The sequence below is a fragment of the uncultured Faecalibaculum sp. genome, from assembly GCF_910588395.1.
GTDB lineage: Bacteria > Bacillota_I > Bacilli_A > Erysipelotrichales > Erysipelotrichaceae > Faecalibaculum.
Genome location: NZ_CAJUPA010000019.1, coordinates 20,954 through 47,758, shown reverse-complemented (window position 1 = coordinate 47,758; position 26,805 = coordinate 20,954). Strand labels below are relative to the sequence as shown.

Annotated in this window: 22 protein-coding genes; 14 read left to right on the top strand and 8 right to left on the bottom strand. The window is 55.4% G+C overall.

What is annotated here, in order from left to right; all coding sequences use genetic code 11:
• Positions 1–91 precede the first annotated feature (91 nt).
• The gene (gene rpmB / locus QZ305_RS06680) at positions 92–283 is read right to left on the bottom strand and encodes a 50S ribosomal protein L28 (protein WP_067556841.1); all 192 of its coding nucleotides are present in this window, start codon (positions 281–283) and stop codon (positions 92–94) included.
• A gap of 124 nt (positions 284–407) precedes the next feature.
• On the opposite strand from rpmB, the gene mraY reads away from it, so the two are divergent.
• From mraY to QZ305_RS06660, 4 genes are all read left to right on the top strand, one after another.
• Complete coding sequence (gene mraY / locus QZ305_RS06675) at positions 408–1,391, top strand: phospho-N-acetylmuramoyl-pentapeptide-transferase (protein ID WP_294730964.1); 984 nt, start codon at positions 408–410, stop codon at positions 1,389–1,391.
• A 10-nt stretch (positions 1,392–1,401) separates the two neighbouring features.
• Positions 1,402–2,706, top strand: a complete 1,305-nt coding sequence (gene murD / locus QZ305_RS06670; RefSeq protein WP_294730965.1) for a UDP-N-acetylmuramoyl-L-alanine--D-glutamate ligase — start codon at positions 1,402–1,404, stop codon at positions 2,704–2,706.
• A complete protein-coding gene (locus QZ305_RS06665; RefSeq protein ID WP_294730963.1) occupies positions 2,694–3,422 on the top strand; it encodes an undecaprenyl-diphosphate phosphatase in 729 nt (242 codons plus the stop codon). Before murD ends, QZ305_RS06665 begins: the two co-directional genes overlap by 13 nt.
• Before the next feature lie 123 nt (positions 3,423–3,545).
• Positions 3,546–4,067 carry a DUF1643 domain-containing protein gene (locus QZ305_RS06660; RefSeq protein ID WP_294730962.1) on the top strand — a complete coding sequence of 174 codons (522 nt, stop codon included), beginning with the start codon at positions 3,546–3,548 and terminating at the stop codon, positions 4,065–4,067.
• Between the two features lie 54 nt (positions 4,068–4,121).
• Here the strand turns inward: QZ305_RS06660 and trpS are convergent, their stop codons facing one another.
• A complete protein-coding gene (gene trpS, locus QZ305_RS06655; protein ID WP_294730961.1) occupies positions 4,122–5,105 on the bottom strand; it encodes a tryptophan--tRNA ligase in 984 nt (327 codons plus the stop codon).
• Between the two features lie 171 nt (positions 5,106–5,276).
• Between trpS and QZ305_RS06650 the strand changes: the two genes are divergently transcribed.
• The 4 genes from QZ305_RS06650 (at position 5,277) to QZ305_RS06635 (ending at position 10,087) form a co-directional block, all read left to right on the top strand.
• Entirely contained in the window at positions 5,277–5,732 is a 456-nt protein-coding gene (locus QZ305_RS06650) for a Spx/MgsR family RNA polymerase-binding regulatory protein (RefSeq protein WP_294730960.1), read from the top strand.
• Between the two features lie 208 nt (positions 5,733–5,940).
• Positions 5,941–8,574, top strand: a complete 2,634-nt coding sequence (gene ppdK / locus QZ305_RS06645) for a pyruvate, phosphate dikinase (protein ID WP_294730959.1) — start codon at positions 5,941–5,943, stop codon at positions 8,572–8,574.
• A 74-nt stretch (positions 8,575–8,648) separates the two neighbouring features.
• Positions 8,649–9,530, top strand: coding sequence for a LysR family transcriptional regulator (locus QZ305_RS06640; RefSeq protein WP_294730958.1), 882 nt, complete (start codon positions 8,649–8,651; stop codon positions 9,528–9,530).
• The gene (locus QZ305_RS06635; protein ID WP_294730957.1) at positions 9,527–10,087 is read left to right on the top strand and encodes a manganese efflux pump; all 561 of its coding nucleotides are present in this window, start codon (positions 9,527–9,529) and stop codon (positions 10,085–10,087) included. Before QZ305_RS06640 ends, QZ305_RS06635 begins: the two co-directional genes overlap by 4 nt.
• Positions 10,088–10,232: 145 nt before the next feature.
• On the opposite strand, the gene QZ305_RS06630 is transcribed toward QZ305_RS06635, so the two are convergent.
• The 4 genes from QZ305_RS06630 to QZ305_RS06615 all read right to left on the bottom strand — a co-directional run bounded on the left by QZ305_RS06630 (position 10,233) and on the right by QZ305_RS06615 (position 20,007).
• Entirely contained in the window at positions 10,233–11,681 is a 1,449-nt protein-coding gene (locus QZ305_RS06630) for a glutamate synthase subunit beta (protein WP_294730956.1), read from the bottom strand.
• Complete coding sequence (gene gltB / locus QZ305_RS06625; protein WP_294730955.1) at positions 11,681–16,195, bottom strand: glutamate synthase large subunit; 4,515 nt, start codon at positions 16,193–16,195, stop codon at positions 11,681–11,683. Before gltB ends, QZ305_RS06630 begins: the two co-directional genes overlap by 1 nt.
• Positions 16,196–16,268: 73 nt before the next feature.
• Positions 16,269–17,849, bottom strand: coding sequence for an asparagine synthase B (asnB, locus tag QZ305_RS06620; RefSeq protein WP_294730954.1), 1,581 nt, complete (start codon positions 17,847–17,849; stop codon positions 16,269–16,271).
• Between the two features lie 64 nt (positions 17,850–17,913).
• A complete protein-coding gene (locus tag QZ305_RS06615; RefSeq protein ID WP_294730953.1) occupies positions 17,914–20,007 on the bottom strand; it encodes a glutamine synthetase III in 2,094 nt (697 codons plus the stop codon).
• Positions 20,008–20,347: 340 nt separating this feature from the next.
• Here QZ305_RS06615 and QZ305_RS06610 point away from each other — a divergent pair, with 340 nt between their 5' ends.
• Genes QZ305_RS06610 through QZ305_RS06595 form a run of 4 tightly spaced genes read left to right on the top strand, consistent with a single transcriptional unit; the run spans position 20,348 to position 23,991 of the window.
• Positions 20,348–21,568, top strand: a complete 1,221-nt coding sequence (locus tag QZ305_RS06610; RefSeq protein WP_294730952.1) for a glutamine synthetase family protein — start codon at positions 20,348–20,350, stop codon at positions 21,566–21,568.
• Positions 21,565–22,143: an ANTAR domain-containing response regulator gene (locus QZ305_RS06605; RefSeq protein ID WP_294730951.1), complete on the top strand. Its 579-nt coding sequence runs from the start codon at positions 21,565–21,567 to the stop codon at positions 22,141–22,143. The genes QZ305_RS06610 and QZ305_RS06605 overlap by 4 nt, the downstream gene beginning before the upstream one ends.
• 46 nt (positions 22,144–22,189) lie before the next feature.
• Entirely contained in the window at positions 22,190–22,675 is a 486-nt protein-coding gene (ybaK, locus tag QZ305_RS06600; RefSeq protein WP_294730950.1) for a Cys-tRNA(Pro) deacylase, read from the top strand.
• 2 nt (positions 22,676–22,677) lie between these two features.
• Complete coding sequence (locus QZ305_RS06595) at positions 22,678–23,991, top strand: alpha-amylase family glycosyl hydrolase (RefSeq protein WP_294730949.1); 1,314 nt, start codon at positions 22,678–22,680, stop codon at positions 23,989–23,991.
• A gap of 120 nt (positions 23,992–24,111) precedes the next feature.
• On the opposite strand, the gene QZ305_RS06590 is transcribed toward QZ305_RS06595, so the two are convergent.
• Entirely contained in the window at positions 24,112–24,873 is a 762-nt protein-coding gene (locus QZ305_RS06590) for a hypothetical protein (RefSeq protein WP_294730948.1), read from the bottom strand.
• 137 nt (positions 24,874–25,010) lie between these two features.
• On the opposite strand from QZ305_RS06590, the gene QZ305_RS06585 reads away from it, so the two are divergent.
• Complete coding sequence (locus QZ305_RS06585) at positions 25,011–25,646, top strand: hypothetical protein (RefSeq protein ID WP_294730947.1); 636 nt, start codon at positions 25,011–25,013, stop codon at positions 25,644–25,646.
• Positions 25,647–25,740: 94 nt separating this feature from the next.
• Positions 25,741–26,055 (top strand): hypothetical protein, encoded by a 315-nt coding sequence (locus QZ305_RS06580; RefSeq protein WP_294730946.1) that lies wholly within the window; start codon positions 25,741–25,743, stop codon positions 26,053–26,055.
• A gap of 147 nt (positions 26,056–26,202) precedes the next feature.
• Here QZ305_RS06580 and QZ305_RS06575 read toward each other — a convergent pair whose 3' ends face one another.
• Positions 26,203–26,685: a hypothetical protein gene (locus QZ305_RS06575; protein WP_294730945.1), complete on the bottom strand. Its 483-nt coding sequence runs from the start codon at positions 26,683–26,685 to the stop codon at positions 26,203–26,205.
• Positions 26,686–26,805: the final 120 nt, after the last annotated feature.

Below are 26,805 nucleotides of genomic sequence, written 5' to 3'. Positions count from 1 at the left end.
TCATCCAAGTGTACAGGATGTGAGAGTCGGAACCTCACCAAAGTTTAGAGCGCCATAAAAAAAAGGACCGTGGGTCCCTTCCATATGGCAATCAGGCAGCGTTCTGTTTCTTCAGAGTTCTCAGAGCGCGTGCGCTGATGCGAACCTGCTGCGGCTTGCCGTCAACCATGATGGTAGCCTTCTGAAGGTTCACGTTCCATTTCCGGCGGCTCGCACGCATAGAGTGAGACCGTTTGTTTCCGGATAAAGGACCCTTGCCTGATACTTGGCATTTTCTCGACATCTGCTGTCCCTCCCTTGCCTGAGTCTTTACGCAATCGCTCATTTATCTTATCACCCTGAGTTCCGAATATCAAGCCGATTGTGATTTGAAACATGGTATAATAGGCGCGAAATGGAGTGATAACATGGTTTATTCCGCCTGGATGACTGCCATCCTTGCCGGTGTGATCTGTCTGGTGATCATGCTCATGATCATGCCCGGACTGATCCGGTACCTGCATAAAATCAAATTCGGCCAGACAGAACGGGAAGAAGGGCTGGAGTCTCATAAAAAGAAGAACGGAACCCCCACCATGGGCGGACTTGCCTTCATACTGGTTCCCACCATTATTTATATAGCCGGTTCGTTCATTCTGCCGGATATGAGATTCAGTCAGAACATTCTGATTATCCTGCTGGCTTACGTCGGTTATGGCCTGATCGGTTTCCTGGATGATTATATCATTGTGGTCAAAAAGGACAACGAGGGCCTGAAACCCGGCGCCAAGTTTCTGCTGCAGGCAGTGCTGGCCATCATTTTCTTCATGATCTACCGTTCAGGTTCAAGCACGGAGATATGGATCCCGCTGGCTGATATCTATATCGATCTGGGCTGGGCATATTTCCTTCTGGTGGTCCTGATGTTCACTGCTGAAACCAACGCGGTCAATCTCACCGATGGAATCGACGGTTTGTGTGCCGGACTGATGGTCATCGCCCTGGTGCCCTTTGCGGTGTTTGCCTCCGTGCAGCATCAGTATCCTGTGCTGGTTCTGATCATCATGGTCATCGCTTCGCTGATCGGCTATCTGCGCTTCAATCTGCATCCGGCAAAAATCTTCATGGGGGACACCGGTTCCCTGGCCCTGGGGGGATTCATTGCTGCAGTGGCCATGGTCCTGAAACAGGAACTCCTTCTGGTCATCATCGGGTTTGTGTTTGTCGCGGAGGTTCTCTCGGTCATCATCCAGGTCACACACTTCAAACGCACCGGAAAGCGGATCTTCCGCATGGCACCGCTGCATCATCATTTTGAAAAAGGCGGCATGACAGAAACCGCTGTTGTCCACCGGTTCTGGGCTGCTGGAATCCTTCTGGCAGCGCTGGGGCTGCTGCTGTATTTCCTGTAGGAGGAGGTCAATCATGGAAACTGTACTTGTGATCGGGGCTGCCCGCAGCGGCACCGCAGCTGCCAGACTGCTGAAACAGCAGGGATATGATGTGATCCTGACCGACTCGGGGCCTGTTCAGGACCGGACAGGTCTGGAGGGAATTCAGGTTGTGGACAATGGACATCCGGACTGGCTTTTTGAGAAAACCTATGCCTTTGCCGTCAAGAATCCGGGGATTCCATACCGGGTGCCTGTCATCCGCCGGCTGCAGGAAATGGGCGTGCCGGTCTACACGGAAATCGAAACCGCCTACCGGGCAGCTGACGGACTGCGGTACGCGGCCATTACAGGCACCGATGGCAAAACAACAGTCACCACACTGCTGTATGAAATGCTGCGGCGCAAAAATCCCGCTGCCAGATACGCCGGCAACATCGGTGTTCCATTGTCGGAAGTGGTGCTGGAAACAGCGGGAGAGGAAGCGGACATCGCTCTGGAACTCTCCAATTTCCAGCTTCTGGGAACGGAAACCTTTCGGCCGGAAGTGAGCGTGGTCACCAATCTTGCCCCGGACCATCTGGACTACATGGATTCCCTGGACAGTTACTATGCATCAAAAATGAAGATTTATGCGAACTGCCGGGAAGGGGACTGGTTCATCCGGAATACAGATGATCCGGAAATCATGAAATATGCCGTCAGCATTCCCTGCCGCATCGTGGATTTCTCCCTGACACATCCGGCAGATCTCTGCCGCCATGACGGAAGTGCCTGGCTGTTCGGCGAGGAACTGTTCCGGGAAGAGGATCTGAAAATTGTGGGAGATTTCAATCTGGGCAATGCGATGATGGCGGCAGCCATGGCGTTCAAGCTGGGTGTGAGTCTTGAGGACATCCGGGATGTGATCTGTACATTCCCGGGCGTGGAACACCGCATCGAGTTTGTGGCTGAACACAACGGCATCCGGATCTACAATGATACAAAAGCCACCAACACCCACGCTGCCTGTGCGGCACTGTCCGCTTTTGATGACAATGTCATCCTTCTGGCCGGCGGCAAAGACAAGCACATATCCTTTGAGGATCTGAGGCAGTACGATCCGATTGTCCGGCATTGTTTCTCCTTCGGACAGACCCGGGACAAATTCAAAGACATCTTCAGCCATCAGACTTCGGTGGAGACCATGGAGCAGGCTCTGGAAGAGGCCCTGCGCATTGCCAGGCCCGGTGATACAATTCTGCTTTCACCTGCCTGTTCCAGTTTTGATCAGTTTTCCAATTACGAGGAGCGGGGAAGAATCTTCAAGGAACTCGTCCGCCAGTGCCTGCAGTGACGCTGCAGCTGGCAGCTGCCCTGCTGCTTTCCATGCTGACCTTCTGGATGCCGGTGGGCGCCAGGATTCACATTGAACTGATTCAGGCCATGATCCGCAGTCCCTGGTATCTTCCGCTGACAGGCGCGGCACAGCTGGGCATGGCTCTGTCCTGCCTGCTTCTGTTCCGGAAACACCTGATGGCCAACCGGGTCCGGATCGTTCCGGCTGTGCTGCTGATCCTGCTGACAGGGCTGATCCTGCCGCAGGGGGAAGTGCCTCCTTTCATCAGCGGACTGCTCACCATCACCATCGGGATTCTGTTTCTCATCCAGTCCCTCATGAAACCGGAAGCCCTTGCCGGTCATGGTCTTGCTTCCGTGATCCTGTGGCTGGCGGTAACCTGCTGCGGTGTGATTCCCGGGACCGGGGTGTTGTCCATGGCCATTCTGGCAGGACTTGTCACAGGTCTGGAGTATGAACCGGCTTTTGGTCTGGCCTGCATGACATCCATGTGGACGCTGGGAGCCGGCGGACTGGCACACCTGGTCTCTCTGCCTGCTGTTACCTGGCAAAGCATCCTGCTGTGTCTGGTGACAGCGGCTGTGGCCTTTGTTCTGGGACCGGTCGTGATCCGGGGTATGAAAACATGGTTTTCCAGGCATACACTGCTGGTATTCGGGATATGGCGGATCTGTTTCGGTGCTGTTTTCCTTCTGGTGTTCTGTGTAATGTAGCCGGCTGCATCCGGAAACAGGACAGATACAGTCCATACCTGGACCGGGGACTCTGCTGTCTCCGGTCCTTTTCGTCGTCCGGCGATGAGTCAGCGGCTATACTGGAACTGAAACGGAGGCAGCATGACGTATCTGTATCAGAACACACCTGACAACCGGGCCCGTTTCGTCCTGGGAACAGAAGGAACGAAACCGCTGATTGTCATGAGCATCAATCCCTCGGTGGGATCTCCCACTGTCAAAAGCCCCACTGTGACCACAGTCCGGCACATTGCAGAGGATTACGGGTATGATTCCTGGATCATACTCTGTCTGTATCCTCAACGGGCAACCCATCTGGATGAACTGGACCAGGTTCCGGATCCGGAACTGGTTGCCGAAAACATGAAAGTCATAGACTCTGTCCTCAGCCGGTACCCGGAGACAAGAATCTGGGCAGCCTGGGGCACGCACTACAAAGACCGGTTCTACTTTCCGCAGATGCTGCAGCAGGTTCTGACCATTGCCGGCAGATACCACGACAGCTGGATGCATTACGGCCCGCTGGATGAAGGTGGCATTCCGCAGTACTGTCTGTATCTGGACAAGGGAGAAGGATGGTATCCCTTCAACGCTGAACAGTTTCTGGAAAACACTCCTGTCTGATGGCGCGCAAAAAATCCCGGGAACAGTTTCTGCTGTTTCCGGGTTTTCTGCTGTCTAAATGGTGAAACCGACTTTTCTGTAGACTTTGCTGATCTTTTTGTCGGCAATCCGTCTGGCTTTTTCTGCACCGTCTGCCAGAACTTTGTCTACGATTTTTTCATCCAGGATTTTCCGGTACCGGGCCTGCAGCTCTGTCAGGAAACTGTACACCGTATCTCCCACTTCCTGTTTCAGATCGCCGTAGCCTTTTCCTTCGTACCTGGTCACGATGTCCTCTACCGGTTCTCCGGAAAGAACGGACTGAATCGTCAGCAGATTGGAGACACCCGGCTGATTTTCCGGATCATACCGGACAACGCCCAGGGAATCGGTCACCGCACTGCGGATCTTGTTTCGGGCCTGCGCCGGATCATCCAGCAGATCAATGGTGCCTTTTGGATTGGACTCGGATTTCGACATCTTCTTTGTGGGATCCGTCAGCGAGAATACCTTCTGTCCCACTGTCTGAGAAAGAGGTTCCGGAATTTTGAAGGTATCGCTGTACCGGTGGTTGAAACGCTCTGCCAGGTTTCTGGTCAGTTCCACATGCTGCTTCTGGTCGACGCCCACAGGTACATAATCCGGATCATAGAGAAGGATATCCCCCGCCATCAGGGCCGGGTAGGTGAACAGGCCGGCTGTCACGCCTTTTTCTCCCTTGGCGGTTTTGTCCTTGTACTGTGTCATTCTCTGCATCTCGCCCATATAGGCCATGCAGGTCATGACCCAGCCGAGTTTTGCATGGGCATCCACATCACTCTGCAGAAACAGCGTGACCTTTTCCGGATCCAGTCCGCAGGCAAGATACAGTGCGATCAGATCCTTTGTGTTCTTCCGCAGGTCCTTTGCCTCGATGGGGATCGTGATGGCATGTTCGTTGGCGATGAAAATGAACAGTTCATATTCATCCTGATATTTTGTAAACTGAGAAATCGCACCGATGTAGTTGCCCAGATGCAGGCGGCCGGTCGGTTTGATTCCGCTGAGCATTCGTTTCATAAAAAACCTCCGTCTGGACTATTCTATCACAGAGAAAGGCCCGGAATTTCCCGGGCACATCAGTTGACATTTCAAATTCGTTATAACTGTAGTTGAAATTTCAACTTATTCGAAATTTCTGTTTCCATTTCCGACAAGGATGGTATAATTTGGGTGACAGGAGGTACGTATATGGTCATCATCTACACATCTCCTGGGTGCGCGAGCTGCCGTAAGGCGAAACAGTGGCTCAAAGATAACCACATTGAATTTGTCGAGAAGAATATTTTTTCAAGTGTTTTAAAAGAAAGTGAAATCAAGTATTTGTTATCGAGATGTGAGAACGGCACCGAAGATATCATTTCTGTTCGGTCGAAAGCTTTTCATTCTTTAAAGAAAGGGATTGATGATTATTCGACGAAGGAACTGGTTACTTTGATTCAGAAGAATCCGTCCATTTTGAAACGGCCCATCCTTCTGAGTGAAAACAGTCTTGTTGTCGGCTATGACGATGACGAGATCACCACTATGACGCCTGTGGCCATGCGGAAATCTGCCGAAGAGACCGCATACCCGGGAACGATCACGGACATTCCGTCCAGCAGAGAAGACAGCAGCCAGCCTTCTCTTCAATTCCATTCTTTCTGAACGCTGCGGGGCTTTGAGCTCCGCCGTTTTTTTCTGTCTTCATTGTACTATCATTGCCGCCAGGTCCATTCTGTCAGGCACCTGGGAACCTCCTGATTGTGACAGTTTTGTCATTGGGAACAAAGGTAGGCATAGTGCTTGCAATGTGCTATAATCTCAGAGATGTAACCGATTACATGGTTGCGAAGAAAGTTCAGGAGGAAACTTGATGGACAAGAAATATGTGTATCTGTTCAATGAAGGCAACGCCGACATGCGGGAGCTGCTTGGCGGGAAAGGTGCGAACCTGGCTGAAATGAGCAGTCTGGGCATGCCTGTGCCCAATGGCTTTACCATTACCACGGAAGCCTGCAACAAATACTACGAAGACGGGGAAACAATCAGCGACGATATCCGGTCGCAGATCTACGAGTACCTGGAAATGCTGGAAAAGGAAACCGGCAAGAAATTCGGGGACAGGGAAAACCCGCTGCTGGTATCCGTGCGCTCCGGCGCCCGTGCCTCCATGCCCGGCATGATGGACACCATTCTGAATCTGGGCATCAACGATGTGGTGGCTGCGACCATCGCAGAGAAAACCGGCAACGAGCGGTTTGCCTATGACAGCTACCGCCGCTTCATTCAGATGTTCGCGGATGTGGTTAAGGGACTGTCCAAAAAACGCTTTGAAGAAATCATCGATGAAGTGAAAGCCGAAAAAGGCAAGAAGGACGACCTGGAGCTGGATGCCGAAGACATGAAGGAGCTGGTTGCCCGGTTCAAGGACTTCTACCGTTCCGAACTTGGGGAAGATTTCCCGACAGATCCGCGTACACAGATGATGGAAGCCATCGAAGCGGTATTCCGTTCCTGGAACAACGAGCGGGCCATCTACTACCGCCGCCAGAATGACATTCCTTCCGACTGGGGTACAGCGGTCAACGTTCAGATGATGGTCTTCGGCAACATGGGAGAAGACTGCGGAACCGGCGTGGCCTTTACCCGCAACCCGGCCACCGGTGAAAACAAACTGTATGGCGAATTCCTGATGAATGCTCAGGGAGAAGACGTTGTGGCAGGCGTGCGCACACCACAGAAAATCGATCAGCTGAAGGAAGTGTCTCCCACAGCCTACGACCAGTTTGTGGACATCTGCTCCAGACTGGAAAACCATTATAAAAACATGCAGGACATGGAGTTCACCATTGAAAACGGCAAACTCTTCATGCTCCAGACCCGAAACGGAAAGCGTACCGCACAGGCTGCCCTGAAGGTTGCCTGCGACATGGTGGATGAAGGCCTGATCAACACAGATGAAGCCATCATGATGGTGGAACCCCAGCAGCTGGATTCTCTGCTGCACCCCATGTTTGATGCAGCCCAGCTGAAAGCCGCCACTCCCATCACCACGGCTCTGCCGGCCTCTCCTGGTGCAGCTACCGGTACCGTGGTCTTCTCTGCAGAAGAAGCCATCGAAGAAGCCGCCAAAGGCAAACAGGTGATTCTTGTCCGTCTGGAAACATCTCCGGAAGATATCCAGGGCATGGCAGCCGCACAGGGCATTCTGACAGTCCGGGGCGGCATGACCAGCCACGCAGCTGTTGTAGCCCGTGGCATGGGTGCCTGCTGTGTATCCGGTGCCGGAGACATCACCATCGATGAGGAAGCCGGCACCTTCACCGTGAACGGCAAAACCTTCGGCAGGGAAGACTGGATTTCCCTGGACGGCTCCACCGGCAACGTGTATGGAGAACGAATCAAAACCGTACCGGCAGAAATCACCGGTGACTTTGAACGGTTCATGGAATGGGCAGATGCCAGACGCCGCCTGAAAATCAGGACCAATGCGGATACCCCCCGGGATGCAGCACAGGCTGTTGACTTCGGTGCAGAGGGCATCGGTCTGGTCCGTACAGAACACATGTTCTTTGACGGAGACAAGATCAAAGCCATCCGTGAGATGATTGTGGCCAAAACAGACGAGCAGATGGAAGCGGCGCTGGCCAAGCTGGAACCCCTGCAGCAGGAAGACTTCGAGGGCATCTATGAAGCCATGGAAGGCCGTCCTGTGACCATCCGTTATCTGGATCCCCCTCTGCACGAATTCGTACCTCACACACCGGAGGAAATCGCTGAACTGGCAGCCGAAATGAACATTCCCGCAGAGGAACTGCAGGCTGTTGTAGATTCCCTGCACGAAGTGAACCCGATGATGGGTCACCGCGGATCCCGTCTGGATGTCTCCAACCCCGGCATCGCCAGAATGCAGACAGAAGCCGTGATCCGGGCAGCCATCAACGTGAACAGAAAGCACCCCGACTGGAATGTGGTTCCCGAAATCATGCTGCCGCTGATCGGCGACCTGAAGGAACTGAAATATGTCAAGAAACTGGTAACAGATACTGCTGACCGGATTCTGGAAGAGGAAGGTGTGGACATGGACTACCGCGTAGGAACCATGGTGGAAGTGCCCAGAGCCGCTCTGAAAGCCGGTGAACTGGCCGAGGAAGCCGAGTTCTTCTCCTTCGGTACCAATGACCTGACACAGCTGACCTTCGGCTTCTCCCGTGATGATGCCGGCAAGTTCCTGCCGCAGTACTACAGCGCCAAAATCTACGAAAACGATCCCTTCGCACGCCTTGACCAGACAGGTGTAGGCGAACTGGTTTCCATCGCAGCCGAACGCGGCAGAAAGACCCGTCCGGAAATCAAACTGGGCATCTGCGGCGAGCACGGCGGTGATCCTGCTTCCATCGAATTTGTGGATGGCCTTGGACTCAACTATGTATCCTGCTCTCCCTATCGTGTGCCCATTGCACGACTGGCTGCAGCCCAGGCAACCATCAAAAACGAAAAGAAATAAGAAACAGGCCGGTTTTCCGGCCTTTTCATGCTTTACACCCTTACAAATCATACTTTCTATGCTTTAATACCCCTATGGAACTGAGAATTTTACGCTATTTCCTGGCTGTAGCCAGCGAGGAAAACATATCCCGGGCTGCCCGTATGCTGCACATCACGCAGCCGACACTCTCCAGGCAGCTGCATGATCTGGAAACCGAGCTTGGTGTACAGCTGTTTGAACGGGGCTCCCGCCACATCACTCTGACCCCCCAGGGGCTGCTGTTCCGGCGTCGGGCCAGAGAAATCATCGAGCTGTCAGACAAAGCCAGACAGGAACTGATCTGCGGCTGCGATGAAATCAAGGGGACAGTGGTGATCGGTGCGGGAGAGCTGCAGAGTGTCCGGAAGCTGGGTCTCTACATCAAAGAATTCAGGGACATGCATCCGCAGGTGTCCTTTGAACTCATCACCTCCACAGCGGATCAGATCCGCTCTCAGCTGGATCAGGGACTGCTGGATCTGGAGCTGATGGTGGAACCACTGCCGGGTCAGAATTATGAAATGATTCGTTTTCTTGAAACGGAATCCTATGCAGCCGTCATGCCGGCAGATCATCCCCTGACCAGACAAATCTGCATCCGGCCTGAAGACCTGGCTGGTGTGCCGCTTATTCTGCCTGGCAGGGAAGAGGTCCGCAAAACCATCATTTCCTGGATGCAGGGCTACTATGAAGATTCTCAGACTGTCCTGATTTCCAATCTGGCTTTCAATGGCATTCAGATGGTCACAGCAGGGCTTGGCGTGTTTGTGGGCATTCCGGGTGTGGGACTGGATCTGCTGTCCGGAGAACTGGAAACCCGCAGTCTGCAGCCGGCTCTGTCCAGCTTTTCGGATATCGTCTGGAAGCCGGATGTCCCCCTGAGCACAGCGGCTGAGGCTTTCATCCGCTTCCTGAAGGAGAAGGGAGACTTATGACCGGTCTTGTCATCACCAGCATTCTGCTGGGAACCGGGCTAGCCATGGATGCCTTTTCCGTTTCCCTGGCGGATGGCCTGAATGAACCACGGATGAAGTCAGCCAGGATGTGCTTCATTTCCGGTCTTTTCGGCTTTTTCCAGTTTGCCATGCCCCTGGCTGGCTGGTTCTGTGTGCATTCCATCGCCCAGCTGTTTGCGGGATTCAAGCCGTTCATTCCCTGGATTTCCCTGATCCTGCTTCTGTGGATCGGCATTGACATGATCCGGGAAGCCGGCAACAGACAGAAACCCGCTGTATCCTTTGCGGCACTGGTGCTGCAGGGAATTGCCACCAGCATTGACGCCCTGTCTGTGGGCTTCACAATTTCCCGTTACCAGTGGCACGAAGCGCTGATCTCCTGCCTGATCATTGGCATTGTTACCTGGATCATATGTCTGGCAGGGCTCTGGATTGGCAAGCGCTTCGGTATGCGGTTTGCCAGACAGGCAGGACTTGCCGGGGGAACGATCCTGATCCTGATCGGCCTGGAAATCTTCATCAAAAGCTTTTTCTGAATCCTGCCGGAATCTGCACGCACCCGGTATCGGACAATACCAGATACGCAAAAAAAAAACAGCCGTTTCCTTTTCCAGGTCACGGCTGTTTTCGCATGCTGACACCAGCCCGGGCTGAATCGGCGGTTCTCTGTCAGCATTCAAATCATTCTATATTGGTGTAGCCCATGAGATATTCGTCAATCTGTCTGGCAGCCCTGGTGCCTTCCCGGATAGCCCACACCACCAGAGACTGTCCCCGGCGGCAGTCGCCTGCGGCGAAAACCTGCGGATCCTGTGTCTGATAGTTCTTCGTCACGATCACGTTCCGGCTGGTGGTTTCCAGGTCGAAGCTGTCTTTCAGACTGGGTTCAATGCCTGTAAAACCGGCAGCAATCAGCAGCAGGTCACAGGGAATCACCTGTTCAGACCCTTCCAGAATCTGCATTTTTCCATCCTGAAATGCCACTTTGGCAATCCGGACAGCCTGCAGCTGGCCGTCCTGTCCAATGGCTTCCGTCACCGTTGTTTCAAACAGCCGGGGATCCCGCCCGAACTGGGCAATGGCTTCCTGCTGGCCGTAATCGGTTTTGGAGACATTGGGCCACTGAGGCCAGGGATTGTCCGCCTGGCGTTCTTCCGGCAGGCGGGGCATCATCTCGATGGCTGTGACAGAACGGACTCCCTGCCGCACGGCTGTGCCGATACAGTCATTCCCAGTATCCCCGCCGCCAACTACAACCACATCCCGGTTCCAGGCATCGATCCAGGGGGTGCCATCCAGCACCTGTCTGGTGGCCCGTTCCAGATAGTCCACCGCGAAGTGGATTCCAGACAGCTCCCTGCCGGGAATCTGCAGGTCTCGTGCCTGCCGGGAGCCGCAGCTGAGCAGAATGGCATCATATTCCTGTTTCAGTTCTTCCCGGGAGACATCCACCCCGGCTTCCACATTGAACACAAACCGGATACCCTCGGCTTCCATCTTCCGGATCCGCCGCTCAACGACGGATTTGTCCAGCTTCATGTTCGGAATGCCGTACATCAGCAGACCGCCAGCCCGGTCCTTGCGTTCAAACACCGTCACGGAATGCCCCCGCTGATTCAGAATCTGCGCGGCTGCCAGGCCAGCGGGACCGGCGCCGATCACTGCCACAGACTTGCCGGAGCGTACAGGCGGGATCTGCGGCTGCATCCAGCCGTTCTCCCAGGCTGTCTCGATGATGAACAGCTCATTATCATGAATCGTCACCGGCTGACCATCCACTCCGTTCAGACAGGCTTTCTCACACAGGGCAGGGCAGACCCGGCCGGTGAATTCCGGAAAGGGGTTGGTTTTCAGAAGCCGGCTCAGGGCATGGTGATCATGGCGGCTGCAGATCTCATCATTCCATTCGGGAATGAGATTGTGCAGCGGACAGCCTGTCACCCGGCCTTTCAGTTCAATGGCAGACTGACAGAAGGGCACGCCGCAGTTCATGCATCTGGCAGCCTGCTCGCGGCGGGTCTGTTCATCCAGCGCCATTTTGAATTCCTGGAAGTCCAGGATGCGCTCCTGGCTGGGACGCCAGGGATTGTCCTTGCGCTGGTATTCGAGAAATCCGTTTGGTTTGCCCATCAGTGTTTCTCCTTTCCGTTTCCGGCATGGATCGCGTCAAAGGCCATCAGCTCCGCTTCTTCCGGTGAATAGCCCTTGTCTTCGTATTCCTTCATGACCGTTTTGATTTTCTTGTAGTCATTGGGGATGATCTTCTTGAAATTCTTCAGATTTCCTTCGAAATCTGCCAGGATCCCGGCAGCCAGTTCACTGCCAGTGGCCTGGACATGCTGTGTCAGCAGCCGCTGCAGCAGTTCCCGGTCCGTCTTGGATTCCACTTCTTCCATGGAAACAAGCTCCTGGTTCAGCCGTCTGTAGAGTGTGTGTGACCGGTCGAGAACAAAGGCGATGCCACCGGACATACCTGCTGCAAAATTTTTGCCGGTTTTGCCCAGAATCACCACAGTGCCGCCGGTCATGTACTCCAGACCATGATCGCCGCAGCCTTCTGCCACAGCCTCTGCACCGGAGTTGCGGACACAGAACCGTTCGCCGGCCTTGCCCCGGATAAACGCCTGTCCCGATGTGGCACCATACAGAGCCACATTGCCAATGATGACATTGTCTTCCGGCACCAGTGTGCTTTCCGCCTCCGGTGCCACGATCAGCCGTCCGCCGGAGAGTCCCTTGCCGAAATAGTCGTTGGCATCTCCGGACAGCCGGAGTGTCAGCCCTCTGGGAATGAAAGCGCCGAAGGACTGTCCGGCACCGCCCAGGCAGTTCACCACGAAGGTATCATCCTTCAGTGACTGCCGGTACTTTCTGGTGATTTCCGAGCCCAGGATCGTTCCCACCGTCCGGTCGGTGCTGGTCACCTGTACCGTGGCTTCGTGGAAGACCGGTTTTTTCTTCATATACGGTTTGAATTCCGGCAGCAGCACATCCACATCCACCGTGGAATCCAGTTCGAAATCAAACGCATCCGACTCCAGCGCATGCTGCCAGCAGGGCTGACCGATGATCTTGTCCAGCTGCAGCCCGTGGTCATCTCCGGCACGCACCTGCAGGCACTCGCTGTGACCGACCATTTCCTCCACTGTCCGGAAACCAAGCTGCGCCATGATCTCCCGGAGATTCTCTGCCATGAACAGCATGAAGTTCATGACGTATTCCGGCTTGCCACGGAACCGTTTGCGCAGTTCCTGGTTCTGGGTGGCGATGCCAAAGGGACATGTATCCAGATTGCACACCCGCATCATCCGGCAGCCCATCGTTACCAGCGGTGCGGTGGCAAACCCGAATTCTTCAGCACCCAGCAGTGCGGCAATTGCGATATCCCGTCCGCTCATGAGTTTTCCATCGGTTTCCAGAATCACCCGCGACCGCAGGCCATTTTCCGCCAGGGTGTGGTGTGTTTCCGCCAGTCCCAGTTCCCAGGGCAGTCCGGCGTTGTGAATGGAACTCTGGGGAGCCGCACCGGTTCCGCCATCATGTCCGGAAATCAGAATGACTTTGGCACCGGCTTTGGCCACACCGCTGGCAATGGTGCCCACACCGTTTTCGGAAACAAGCTTCACGGAAATCCGTGCCTGCCGGTTGGCGTTCTTCAGATCATAGATCAGCTGTGCCAGATCTTCAATGGAGTAGATATCGTGGTGGGGCGGGGGAGAGATCAGGGTCACTCCCGGTGTGGAATATCTCGTTTTTGCGATCCAGGGATACACCTTTTTCCCCGGCAGGTGACCACCTTCACCGGGCTTGGCGCCCTGGGCCATCTTGATCTGGATCTCTCTGGCGGACACCAGATATTCACTGGTGACACCGAAGCGGCCGGAAGCCACCTGCTTGATGGCGGAATTGCGCTCGGTTCCATAGCGCTCGGGCATTTCACCGCCTTCACCGGAGTTGGATTTGCCGCCCAGCCGGTTCATGGCAATGGCCATGCATTCATGGGCTTCCTGAGAGATTGAGCCATAGGACATGGCGCCGGTCTTGAACCGCTTCACGATTTCGGAAGCCGGTTCCACCTCGGCCAGATCCACAGGTTCCCGGTCGGAAACAAACTCCAAACGGGAACGGAGGTTGTGGGGTCTTGCAGGATCGTTGACCCGCTTCGTGTATTCCTGGAAGAGATCATAATCTCCCTTCTGCGTGGCTTCCTGCAGCAGGACGATGGTTTTCGGATCGTAGAGATGATCTTCCTTGCCCTCGCCGTTGCGCAGTTTGTGAATGCCCACAGAATCCAGAGATGTATCCAGCCCAAGCCCCAGGGGATCAAAGGCATGATCATGATGGCAGGTGAGATCCTCTTCGATTTCCTCCAGACCGATGCCGCCGATCCGGCTGACAGTGTTGGTGAAATACTGGTCGATCACATCCTGCCGGATGCCCGCCGCTTCAAAGATCTGCGCCCCCTGGTAGGACTGCAGCGTGCTGATGCCCATCTTGGCGGCGATCTTCACGATTCCGTGCAGGATGGCATCGTTGTAATCCGCAATGGCCTTGGAAGGTTCCTTGTCCAGGATATCCAGATCAATGAGCTCTTCGATGCATTCATGTGCCAGATAGGGATAGACCGCCGTGGCACCAAAGCCCAGCAGGCAGGCAAATTCGTGCACTGTTCTGGGTTCTCCCGACTCCACAATGATGGAAACATCCGTCTTCTTCTTTGTCCGCACCAGATGCTGTTCCAGAGCGGAAACCGCCAGCAGGGAAGGGATTGCCATGCGGGACTCGTCAATGCCTCTGTCAGACAGGATCAGCACATTGGCTCCGTTGCGGTAAGCCCGGTCGCACTGCAGATACAGCTGATCAATGGCATCCTTCAGGGGCATCCCCCGGTAGAACAGCAGAGAAATGGTTTCCGCATGGAATCCGGGGCGCTCCAGACATCGGATCTTGTCCATGTCCCGGCCATCCAGAATCGGATTGCTTACCTCCAGCACCGTGCAGTTGGAGCCGGTTTCCTGCAGCAGATTGCCATCGGAGCCGATGTAGACCGTGGTATCCGTCACCACGCTCTCCCGCAGAGAGTCAATGGGCGGATTGGTGACCTGGGCAAAGAGCTGCTTGAAGTAGCGAAACAGGGAAGGGTGAAGCCGGGAGAGCACCGCCAGGGGCACATCCGTTCCCATGGAGGCTGTGGGCTCCGCTCCGGTCCTGGCCATGGGCAGAATCTGATCCTGCATGTCTTCCTGGGTATATCCGAACACTTTGTACAGCTTGTCCCGCTGCTCCTGGGTATGCATCCGGGGCTTGCGGTCCGGTGCCGGCAGATCCTGCAGATGCACCAGATTCAGGTTCAGCCACTCGCCATAAGGATTGCGCCCGGCATATTCCGACTTGAGTTCCTCATCCGGCACAATGCGCTGCTGCTTTGTGTCAATGACCAGCATCTTTCCAGGCTCCAGCCGGGACTTCTTGACGATTTTCGCCGGATCCAGGTCCAGCACACCCACCTCGGAGGAGAGAATGAACGTACCGTCCTCCATGATGTAGTAGCGGGCCGGACGCAGTCCGTTGCGGTCCAGCACCGCGCCGGCAATGTCTCCATCGGAAAACAGGATTGCTGCGGGACCATCCCAGGGTTCCATCATCGTGGCGTAGTAATGATAGAAATCCTTCCGGGATTCTTCCATCTGCACCTGTTTCCAGGGCTCCGGAATGGTGATCATCACGGCTTTGGCCAGATCCATGCCGTTCATCATCAGAAATTCCAGGGTGTTGTCCAGCATGGCGGAATCCGATCCGTCAATGGAGATCACCGGCAGGATCTTGGAATACTCTTCTTCCATCAGCGGGGAGTTCATGCTCTCTTCCCGGGCCAGCATGCGGTTGGCGTTGCCCCGGATCGTGTTGATCTCGCCATTGTGGCAGATGATCCGGTTGGGATGAGCCCGCTGCCAGGAAGGGGTGGTGTTGGTGGAAAACCGGCTGTGCACCAGTGCAATGGCCGAGGCATAGTCTTCATCCTGCAGATCCGGATAGAACCGCCGCAGCTGATCCACCAGGAACATTCCCTTGTAGACAATGGTCCGGCTGGACAGAGACACCACGTAAGTGCCCGGGCAGCTCTTCTCGAACTCCCGCCGGATCACGTACAGCTTTCTGTCGAATTCCGATCCAGCAGCCAGGCCGTCGGGCTTTGCCACAAATCCCTGCCAGATCGCCGGCATGCAGGTTCTGGCAGCCTGTCCCAGGATTTCCGGCTGCATGGGCACCTGCCGCCAGCCAAGGAACCGGCAGCCTTCCTTGGCGCAGATCGTTTCAAACAGCTTCATCGCCTGATTGCGCTGCAGTTCATCCTGCGGGAAAAAGAACTGGCCGATGCCATATTCTTTTTCTCCGCCCAGTTCAATGCCCTGCCGGCGGCAGGCTTTTTCGAAGAAAGGGTGGCTGATCTGCACCAGGATCCCGACACCGTCTCCCACCTCGCCGGTGGCATCCTTGCCCGCCCGGTGTTCCAGCTTTTCCACGATGTGCAGTGCCTGATCCACCACCTGGTGGGTTGCCTGACCGTCTATGCGCACCACAGCACCGATTCCGCAGGCGTCTTTTTCCATATTGCTGAAATTCAGTCTGTTGTCATTTGTCATGCCTGTTGCTCTCCTGTCTAGTCTTCTGTATTCCTGAAAGCTCTGCGAGCTTCTGTGTCTGTTCTGCTGTCCGCTACTGACCGCTTGCTCCGTAGTTGGACAGGTACCGGGCGCTGGGGTCGTTGACCTGGCAGCCTTCCCAGTCCCGGTTGGGCATCCAGAAATCCGTCACCATCTGCGACTGTCCGGGATAGTATTTCTCGAAGATCTCCCGGTACAGCAGCGATTCCTTCGTGAAGGGACGGGCGTGGGTGTATTTCTGCCGCCGCTGTTCGAATTCTTCATCCGTGTAGGTTTCCTCTGCCAGCTGGTGGAGATCATCCGCCATGGAATGACCCACCGCATCGGAGAAAGCGGCTTTTTCCCGCATGAGCAGATCCTGCGGCAGATACTCCGTACCCATGAAAGCCCTGCGCAGCAGATACTTGCCCTTTCCGTAGACATTCATCTTGATTGCCGGATCCAGGTGCATCACATAGTCTGCAAAATCCAGATCTCCGAAGGGAACCCGGGCCTCCATGGAGTGAACCGAGATGCACCGGTCCGCCCGGAGCACATCGTACATGTGCAGTTCACGCACCCGCTTGCAGGCTTCCTGCTGGAAGGCTTCTGCATCCGGAGCAAAGTCCGTGTATTTGTAGCCGAAGAGTTCGTCACTGATCTCACCGGTGAGCAGCACCCGCACATCCGTGGTTTCCCGGATCGCCCTGCAGATCAGATACATGCCAATAGACGCGCGGATGGTGGTGATGTCATAGGTGGCCAGCGTGCGGATCACCGGGTCCAGGGCCTCCAGAACATCCTGTTTTGTCATGATGATTTCCCGGTGATCGCTGCCAATCCAGTCAGCCGCCTGTCTGGCGTATTTCAGGTCGATGGCATCCGTATCCATGCCGATCGCAAAAGTCCGGATCGGTTTGTCCGACAGCTTCTGTCCAATGGCGCAGACCAGAGACGAATCCAGGCCCCCGGACAGCAGATAGCCTAGGGGTGCATCCGCATCCAGCCGTTTTCTCACGCCTTCCACCAGTCTGTCCCGGATTCCCGCCGCGGCGGCATCCACATCATCCGGGAGGTAGTCGCTGACTGCTGTCAGATCCCGGTAACAGTGGAATTCGCCATCTGCATAATAATGACCCGGAGGGAAGGGCATGATCCGGTCCGTCAGCCCGGTGAGGTTTTTGGGCTCGCTGGCAAACACCGGCTGACCATCTGCTGCATAGCCGTAATACAGCGGGCGGATGCCGAAGGGATCCCGGGCAGCGAGGATGTCCCCGCCGGCTGTCAGAAGAATGCAGGCATACTCCGCATCCAGCATTCCGAACATATCCGTTCCGTACTCTTCAAACAGCGGCAGCAGAATCTCGCAGTCGGAATCCGACTGGAAGACATAGCCTTTTTCCTGCAGCTGATTCTTCAAGGAGCGGAACCCGTAGATCTCTCCGTTGCACACCGCCAGCGCGCCATTCAGGGCGAAGGGCTGCATCCCCTCGGGGGTAAGCCCCATGATGGCCAGCCGCTGGAAACCCAGGATGCCGGCATTGTGCTTCATGATCCGCATGTCATCCGGTCCGCGGGATGTGGTGGCTTCCAGGGCCTTTGTCAGGTCCTGTTCCGAGATGAAAGAACTCCGGGTTCCGATTACTGTACACATATGATTTGATTCCTCCTTGAAAAATCAGCCGACAGCCGGAAAGCTGTCGGTCGATTCATGATCATCAGATGATGCCGAAAAGCAGTTTGCCGTAGGTCGGGAACGGCCATGCGGTATCCGATACAATGGTCTCCAGCTTGTCGCAGGGTGCCCGCAGGGCATCCATGGCCGGAATCAGTGCGTCACGCACATAGAAAGCCTTGTCTTCGAATCCCTCCAGGGCGTGCATCTCGGCAATGGACGCATCCAGAGCCTGCAGTGCATGGGTGGCTTCCGTCAGGAGCAGGCTGGCTGTTTCCAGAGTGGACAGCTCGTAGTCCACGGGAATGCTCTGGGAAACGGCTGTTTTTGCCAGGATCGTATCCGAGAGCTCGCCGGTAAAGGCGGATACAGCCGGCAGGATTTCCTTTTTGGCCATGTCCGACATGGTCTGGGCTTCGATGTTCAGCGTTTTGACGTATTCGTCCATCATGATTTCGTATCTGGACAGCGTTTCGTCCCGGCTCAGCACATGCTGACGTTCCAGGAGTTCCACGTTCTTGTCCAGAATGGAATAGGGAAGAGCATCCGGGGTGGTCTTCAGGTTCAGCAGACCCCGGGATTCGGCTTCCTCGATCCAGGCGTCATCATAGCCGTTGCCGTTGAAGATGATCCGCTTGTGGTCGTGGATCGTGTTTTTCACCAGATCGTGCACCGCTTCGTACAGATCCTCTTCACCTTCCAGCGCATCCGCAAATTCCTGCAGCACATCCGCCACAGCGGCATTGAGCATGATGTTGGGGCTGGAAACCGACAGGTTGGAGCCGGGCATCCGGAATTCGAACTTGTTGCCGGTGAAGGCGAAGGGACTTGTCCGGTTGCGGTCTGTGGAGTCCTTGGGGAACTTCGGGAGAACACTGGCACCGATCTTCATGAATTCCTTGTCATGACCGCCGTAGGGGGACTCGGATTCCAGTGCATCGATGACTTCCGCCAGTTCCTCGCCCAGGAAAATGGAGATGATGGCTGGAGGTGCCTCGTTGGCTCCCAGCCGGTGATCGTTGCCTGCGGTCGCCACAGAGAGCCGGAGCAGATCCTGGTGCTCGTCCACGGCTTTGATCACAGCCGCCAGGAACAGCAGGAACTGGGCGTTTTCAAAAGGTGTGTCACCGGGTTCCAGCAGGTTCACGCCGGTGTCTGTGGACAGTGACCAGTTGTTGTGCTTGCCGGAGCCATTGATGCCTTCAAAGGGCTTTTCGTGCAGCAGTGCCACCAGACCGTGTTTCTTGGCCACACGCTGAATGATTTCCATGGTCAGCTGGTTGTGGTCCACAGCCATGTTCGTGGTGGTGAACACCGGTGCCAGTTCAAACTGTGCCGGTGCCACTTCGTTGTGCTCGGTCTTGGCCAGGATGCCCAGCTTCCAGAGCTCCCGGTTCAGATCGTTCATGAACGCCTGCACCCGGCTTTTGATCGTGCCGAAGTAGTGGTCTTCCATTTCCTGACCCTTGGGTGTGGGAGCACCGAAGAGCGTTCGTCCTGTATACTGCAGGTCCTTGCGCTGGCTGTAGTATTCCTTGTCGATCAGGAAGTATTCCTGCTCCGGTCCCACCGTGGTGTTGACTGTTTTGACATCTTCATTGCCAAACAGCTTCAGGATCCGCATCGCCTGCTTGTTGATGGCCTCCATGGAGCGCAGCAGCGGGGTTTTCTTGTCCAGCGCATGGCCGGAGTAGGAGCAGAATGCGGTGGGAATGCACAGCACGCCGTTTTTGATGAAGGCCGGGCTGGTGGGGTCCCAGGCTGTATAGCCCCGGGCTTCAAATGTCGCCCGCAGACCGCCGGAGGGGAAGCTGGAGGCATCCGGTTCGCCTTTGATCAGTTCCTTTCCGGAGAAAGACATGATGATCTTTCCGTTTCCGTCGGGGTTGATGAATCCGTCATGCTTTTCCGCCGTAACGCCGGTCATGGGCTGGAACCAGTGGGTGTAGTGCGTGGCACCCTTTTCCAGCGCCCAGCTCTTCATGGCATGTGCTACCGCGTTGGCGATCTTGATGTTCAGGGGTTTGCCTTCCTGCGTTGTTTTCTGGAGTTCACGGAATGTGTCCTTGGGCAGACGTTCCCGCATGGTTTCTTCGTCAAAGACGTTCTGGCCAAAGAGTTCGGTTACCTGATCCATACTATTTCTCCTTCTTGTCTGTAAAAAAAACGGCAATGGGACACTCCTCCCTTGAGGGGAGAAACGACGCCTTTGCCGCTTTCACAACTCTGATTATACCGGGGATGAAAATGATGTCAACAGGAATGTAAGAAAATTTCAGGCTCCGGTTTCGTGCTTTCATCCGGAATCCGGTTTCGTTCCCGACGCCGGTCAGATTCACAGCCGCATGCATTCCTTTTCAATGGCAGCCCCGGCATTCATCGGCAGAAAAACATGCAGCAGCCAGAGAGGCGTGAAATCTGTGCCGGCGGGCTGTGGTACTATTACATAGTCGAAAATAAGAAAGAGAGATTTGCCTATGTATACTGTGGACGATGTGATGAAATTCGCGGAGCAGGAGGATGTGCGGTTTATCCGCCTGACTTTCTTCGATATATACGGTCACCAGAAAAACATTTCCATTCTGCCGGATCAGCTGGAACGGGCGTTTGCCCGGGGAATCGCCATCGATGCATTCGCGGTGGGAGGCTTTGAAAACGAGCGGCACGGTGATCTGTACCTGAAACCGGATCCTTCCACTTTCACAATTCTGCCCTGGCGCAGTGTGGACGGATCGGTGGTGCTGATGATCTGTTCTCTGGTGTATCCGGATGGCACGCCTTTTGAGAAGGATATGCGGGCCAGACTGAAGCAGGCGGTGCAGGATGCCGCCGGGATGGGGATCAGTCTGCGGATGTCCACGGAATTCGAATTCTATCTCTTCCGGGATGATGAAAAGGGAAGGCCCACCTGTGAGCCGCTGGACACCGGCGGTTATCTGGATGTGTCTCCGCTGGATCACGGGGAGAACATACGGCGGGAGATCTGCTTCACCCTGGCTGAAATGGGAATGCAGCCGCAGGCCAGTTATCATCAGTGCGGTCCGGGGCAGAATGAAGTGGATTTCCACGCGTCATCTCCGGTGCGGGCGGCGGATGAGGCCAGTCTGTTCAAATGGGTGGTGCGTACGGTGGCCAGCACCAATGGTCTCCGGGCGGATTTCTCTCCGCGGCCGCTGCCGGAGGAACCGGGGAACGGTCTGCATGTGAACATACAGGTGGAATCCGAGGACTTTCTGAATCCCATTGATGAAAACGCCGTGTTCTGTTCCTTCATGGCCGGTGTTCTGGCTCATATCCGGGAACTGTGTCTGTTCACCAATCCGACCCCGGCTTCCTACCTGCGGCTGGGCCGGCGCAAAGCTCCGGCGTGCATCAGCTGGAGCAATGTGAACCGGAGTCTGCTGGTGCGGGTGCCCAGCGATCATGTCAATCGCATGGAACTCCGGAATCCCGACTGCACCACCAGCCCCTATCTGGTGTTCATGCTGCTGATCCAGGCGGGACTGGATGGCGTCCGCAACAGCATGACGCTGCCCGATCCCTGCGATATGGATCTGTCAGGGCTGCAGGACAGATGTCTGGCCAGTCTTCCGGCGTCCATGGAGGAAAGCATTGAAGTGGCACTGGGCAGCGGTCTGGTAAAGCTCCATGTGCCGGCTTCTGTGACGGCTGCCTACGCCGCCCGGGAGCAGGAATGAAACCGCTGGTTCTGGCGGCGTCTGCGGGAAAAGACCAGGATAGTCTTCTCCGGGAACTGTTTCCTGTGTCCCGCTATGAGCCCTGTGTCCTGGTGTCCTCCGCTGCCTCTGCCAGACAGCTGCTGGCCAGCCGGAACTTTTCCCTGGTGGTGATCTTCACTCCGCTGGCGGATGAATACGGAATCCGGACAGCGGCACAGATCGCATCTTCCTTCGACATGGATGTCCTGCTGTTTGTCCCGGCGGACAAGTTCGATCAGGCGGCGTACACTGTCAGAGAGACTTCTGTATTTGTGCTGAGTCTGCCGGTGAACCGTCAGACTGCCTGGCAGGCTGTGTCGGTGGTGGAGAAAGCCAGAACGCAGATCCGGCAGATCCAGCGGCAGCTGATCCGCAGCTGGGACAAATACAAAGAGCTTCAGGTGGTCTCCCGGTGCAAGCTGCTGCTGATGGAGAATTACCGCTGGTCAGAGGAGAAGGCGCACCGCTATATCGAGAAAACCGCCATGGATCATTCCACATCCAAGGTGATGGTCGCCAGGATCCTGCTGGACAAGATGCAGGCAAGGGCCTGAGAACCGGAAGGACCGGACTGGTCCCGACCGCTGCAAAGGAGGTAACATGCACAAATCCAAAACCAATGCCATGCGGATGCTGGATGCAGCCGGCATTCCCTATGAAGCCATAGAATACGAACATTCGCCTCACGATCCGGTGGACGGCGTTTCCGTTGCCCGAAGCCTGCAGGAAGATCCGGCAGCGGTGTTCAAGACACTGGTCACCAGATCCGGCAGCAGCCACTTTGTGTTTCTGGTGCCTGTGGACCGGGAGCTGGATCTGAAACAGTGCGCCCGGGCTGCGGGAGTGAAAAGTCTGGAGATGCTCCCGCTGAAGGATCTGACCAAGGTCACCGGCTATGTCCGGGGCGGCTGTTCGCCGGTGGGCATGAAAAAGAGATTCGCCACCTTTGCGGATGCCTCCCTGACCGGTCACGACCAGGTGCATGTATCCGGGGGACAGATCGGTCTCCAGCTTAAAATCAGACCTGCCGACCTGATTCAGGCGGCAGATATCAAACTGGCAGAGATTGCCAGACAGGGGGAATGACAATGTGGTTTGATGAATCCGTCGTATATCAGATTTACCCGCTGGGCGCCTTCGGGGCTCCCTTTGAAAACGATCATGTGCCGGCGCACAGGATTCTGAAAGCCGAAAGCTGGCTGCCGCACCTGGAGAAAATCGGCGTCAATGCAGTTCTGTTCAACCCGCTGTTTGAGTCCGTATCCCATGGGTACAACACAACAGACATGCGGAAAGTGGATGACCGCCTGGGTACCGAAGAAGATCTGGCCCGTGTCTGTCAGGCATATCAGACAGCCGGGATCCGGGTGCTCTTTGATGCGGTGTTCAATCATGTGGGCCGGGAATTCTTCGCGTTCCAGGATGTCCTGAAAAACCGGGAAAACAGCCGGTACAAAGACTGGTTCACCATTGATTTCGGCGGTGACACCTCCTTCCATGACGGATTCTGGTACAAGAACTGGGAAGGCTACGACGAACTGGTGAGTCTCAACCTGAAAAACCCGGAAGTCGTGCAGTATCTGCTGGATACAGTGGACTGGTGGCGGCATGCCTTCGGCATCTCGGGGCTGCGGCTGGATGTGGCTTACTGCCTGGATCAGGACTTTCTGCGACAGCTGCACGATCACGTAAAGCAGTATGACGGGGAGCCTTTCTTTCTGCTGGGAGAAACGCTGCACGGGGATTACAACACCTGGGTCAATGATGTCATGCTGGATTCCTGCACGAACTACGAATGCTACAAGGGAATCCACTCCAGCTTCAATTCCCGGAACTTTTTCGAGATCCTGTATTCCTTCAACCGGCAGTTCGGCAAGGAGCCCTGGTGTCTGTATACCGGGAAAAATCTGCTGTCTTTCGTGGACAACCACGATGTCACCCGTATTGCCAGCATTCTGGAGAAAAAGGAACAGCTGCCCCTGGTCTATGGCATGCTGTTTACCATGCCCGGCATTCCTGCCATCTACTACGGCAGCGAAAGCGGTGTGGAAGGGGTGAAATCCGGCAATGACACCGGTATCCGCCCGGAAATTGAACAGCCGGACTGGAATGAGCTGACGGATCTGATTGCCCGTCTGACAGAGATCCGCCGCAGCGAACCGGCACTGGCTTATGGAGACTACACTCAGATCGCCCTGACCAATACAGCCTGTGTCTACCAGCGCAGTCATGAGGGCGACACCATCTGGTATGCGGTGAACATTGATGACAATCCCATGACGATGCAGGTGAACCGGGATGTACAGGCAGAAGATCTGCTGTCTGGGGAAAAGCTGGAGATTCACGGTTCACTGGACCTGCAGCCGGGTCAGATGCGCATTCTGAAACTGCAGGCTGCGTGACAGATCCTGTGCGGACTGCAGGCAGCAGAAACAGAGCAGAAGACATGACAAAAGCCGGAACTGTCCGGCTTTTTGCGTATTCGGTTTTACATGCAGTTTCTCTCCGGTGCCATCCGATCTTCAGAGCAGCCGGGTCACGGTCACACTGGTCCAGGCCGGGATGTCACAGGGAATCATGCAGGTTTTCTCCAGACTGGTCATTTCCCGGTCCCCGCTGTCGTAGACATCTGTCATGGCAAAAACACAGCGGTCTCCATCCATGAACTGGATCAGAACACTTCCGTACATGGAATCTCCGCTGCGGCTGTCCGGAAGGACGGTGTAAGTGACCTGCTCCTGATCATACCCGTCGAGCCGGACGCATTCGCGGCTGTAGATTTTCTTCTGCCACGCTGTCAGCAGATCCTGACTGTCCGGATCATCCGGATCTGTCAGCCAGTCATATTCCTCCAGAGAATCCTCCCACTGATACTCTGTATCCAGGAGCACCTCCAGGGATTCTGCCTCTTCCGGGGTCATATCCCGCAGAATTGCGGATACCGACCAGGTTTCGGTTCCGTAGGGCATCACCGGAATATCGGTCCATTCTTCCATGTCCATGTCATCTTCCGTCCAGCGGCAGCACAGCTGGGCGCCATAGACAGCTGTGTCCGGATCCCGGGTCCGGACGATGGCGGTGACCACAAGCGTTGTATGATCCCGGAACGTCTCCGTATTTACGATTTCCAGTGGTCCGTCGGCAGAGACAGTCTGTTCCGGTGCATAGTCCGTGGCTGCCCTGTGAATACCGGTCACGGTCTGTACAGTCTTGCCGATGCAGAGAATGACAGCCACAGCCAGACCCGCCACAAAAACCTGTTTGGGATGTGTGTATCGTTTCATGATTCCACTATACCAGAAGGCTGTGCCGGCAACTGCGTATTTACAGAAAGTTCAGGTATGCGCCCGGCAATCTGTCTATAATGAAACCGTCAGACAGAGAAGACAACCTGTCTCGGAAAAACGAGGTGCATTGATATATGAAACACAATCCCTGGCGCCAGCGCCTGATGCTGCTGGGCGCTTTCCTGATCTTCTTCGGATTCATCACACTGCCCATCGGCCTGCTGGGACTGGCGTTCGGTGTGTACTGTCTCTGGTATGGTCTGCAGATGCGGCCAGAACAGCAGCCGGGACCCATTCCGTCAGCCCGGCCAAGGCCGCCCTTCCGGCAGCGACCGCAGGCAAAGCCGCCGCTGCCGGAAGACCGGATCGCGGAATACAGGTCCCGGATCAGGGAGCTGGAATCTCTGGAACAGCAGGCAGACAGACGGCTTGCGGGCATGAGCGAGTATCTGAATCAGCTGTTTACCGACAGTCAGATCACCAAGGACCGGTATCTGTCCATCGTCCGCAAGGCGGAAGACATCACGGATGTGAATCTGAAAAAAGCAAGAACCGCCCTGGCCATGTTTGCGGATGGCCCTGTCACACCCCAGCGGCTGGAGATTCTGGACGGCTATGTTGACAGTTCCAGGGAGATGCTTGCCCGGATCGAAGGCGTTGTCACGGAACTGATGCGGGCGGAACAGTCCGATCAGATGCGCACCACCCAGAACATCGAAGAAGCCATGAACGAGCTGAAGGAAACAGTCCGCTATTACGGACAGTCCTGAGTCCCGGGAGCAAAACGAAGCGGACAATTCCGGGTCAGGGAAGTGAATTGTCCTAATTATTACAGTATATTTAAAGGGAAGAAGGGAGATTTCCATGACAGAGATCCGCAGGGAAATCATATTCACTGAGCTTCCCGCTGATGTGCAGACAGCCATTCTGGTCTGGATCAGAGAGAAACTGCGGCCTGTGCCCTGGACAAACCGGCATGTCAGCACCTATGGGCTGCTGGATGCCATTGACCGGGAGACAGGGCTGTCCATTTCCGCCAGACAGCTGAACCAGGCACTGGCTCATGCCGGATACCGGCCGCTGAAATCGGATCCGGGAAGAGACAGAGCACAGCTTTCCTGGAACTGGAACATCGGGATCCGTTCCCCTTATTTCCTGAACCGCCAGAGCCAGGGATGACTGCCGGCGGACTTAGATGGCACCTTTCTGCAAAGGTGTCTTTTTTCTGCATGCAGAATCCGGCAGCCGGCCAGACAGAGGAGGATGGACAAAATCCCATGGAAAAAGGACCCTTCCGGGTCCTTCCTTCCATGACATGGAGATGAATCAGTCGTCTTTTTCGTTTGCCAGGGCGTTCTGAACCGCCTGCAGCATCGGCTGAACGTTGATGTCAACGTTTTTCAGCATTTCCTCATCCGTGACACGGCCGTCTCCATCCGTCTTGATGTTTTCCACGCCGTTTTCCTTGATGTAGTTTTCCAGATAGTCCACCTGCTCCTGATACTCAGTGCCAATGGCGCTGTCCTGGGCTTTGGGATCAGCCATGTCCTTGAGCTGGGTGATGGCATTGCCGTCCTGGTCGATGGTTTCGATGATCACATCGGCAATTTTGTCTCCCTGCTTGATGACAGTGGCTTTTGCGGTCTGTCCGGTATCTCCGTAAGCGGCTTCGCCTTCCAGTTTCGTTTCGGCAGCAGCATCGCCTTCGTCTACAGCTTCGTCAATCTTGTCCACATCCTCCTGGGGTGCAGAAGAACAGCCAGCCAGCAGCAGAAGTGCGGCTGCGGCTGCGGTCAATGTTTTTTTCATGGGAATCAGTGCCTCCTTTACCTTCATTGTAGGCTGCTGCCTGCAAATCACAATTGAAGTGCCTGAACCTGAAGAGCGCAGAAAATGCAGCCGGAAAATAACAAAAAAGCCCGGAAATAT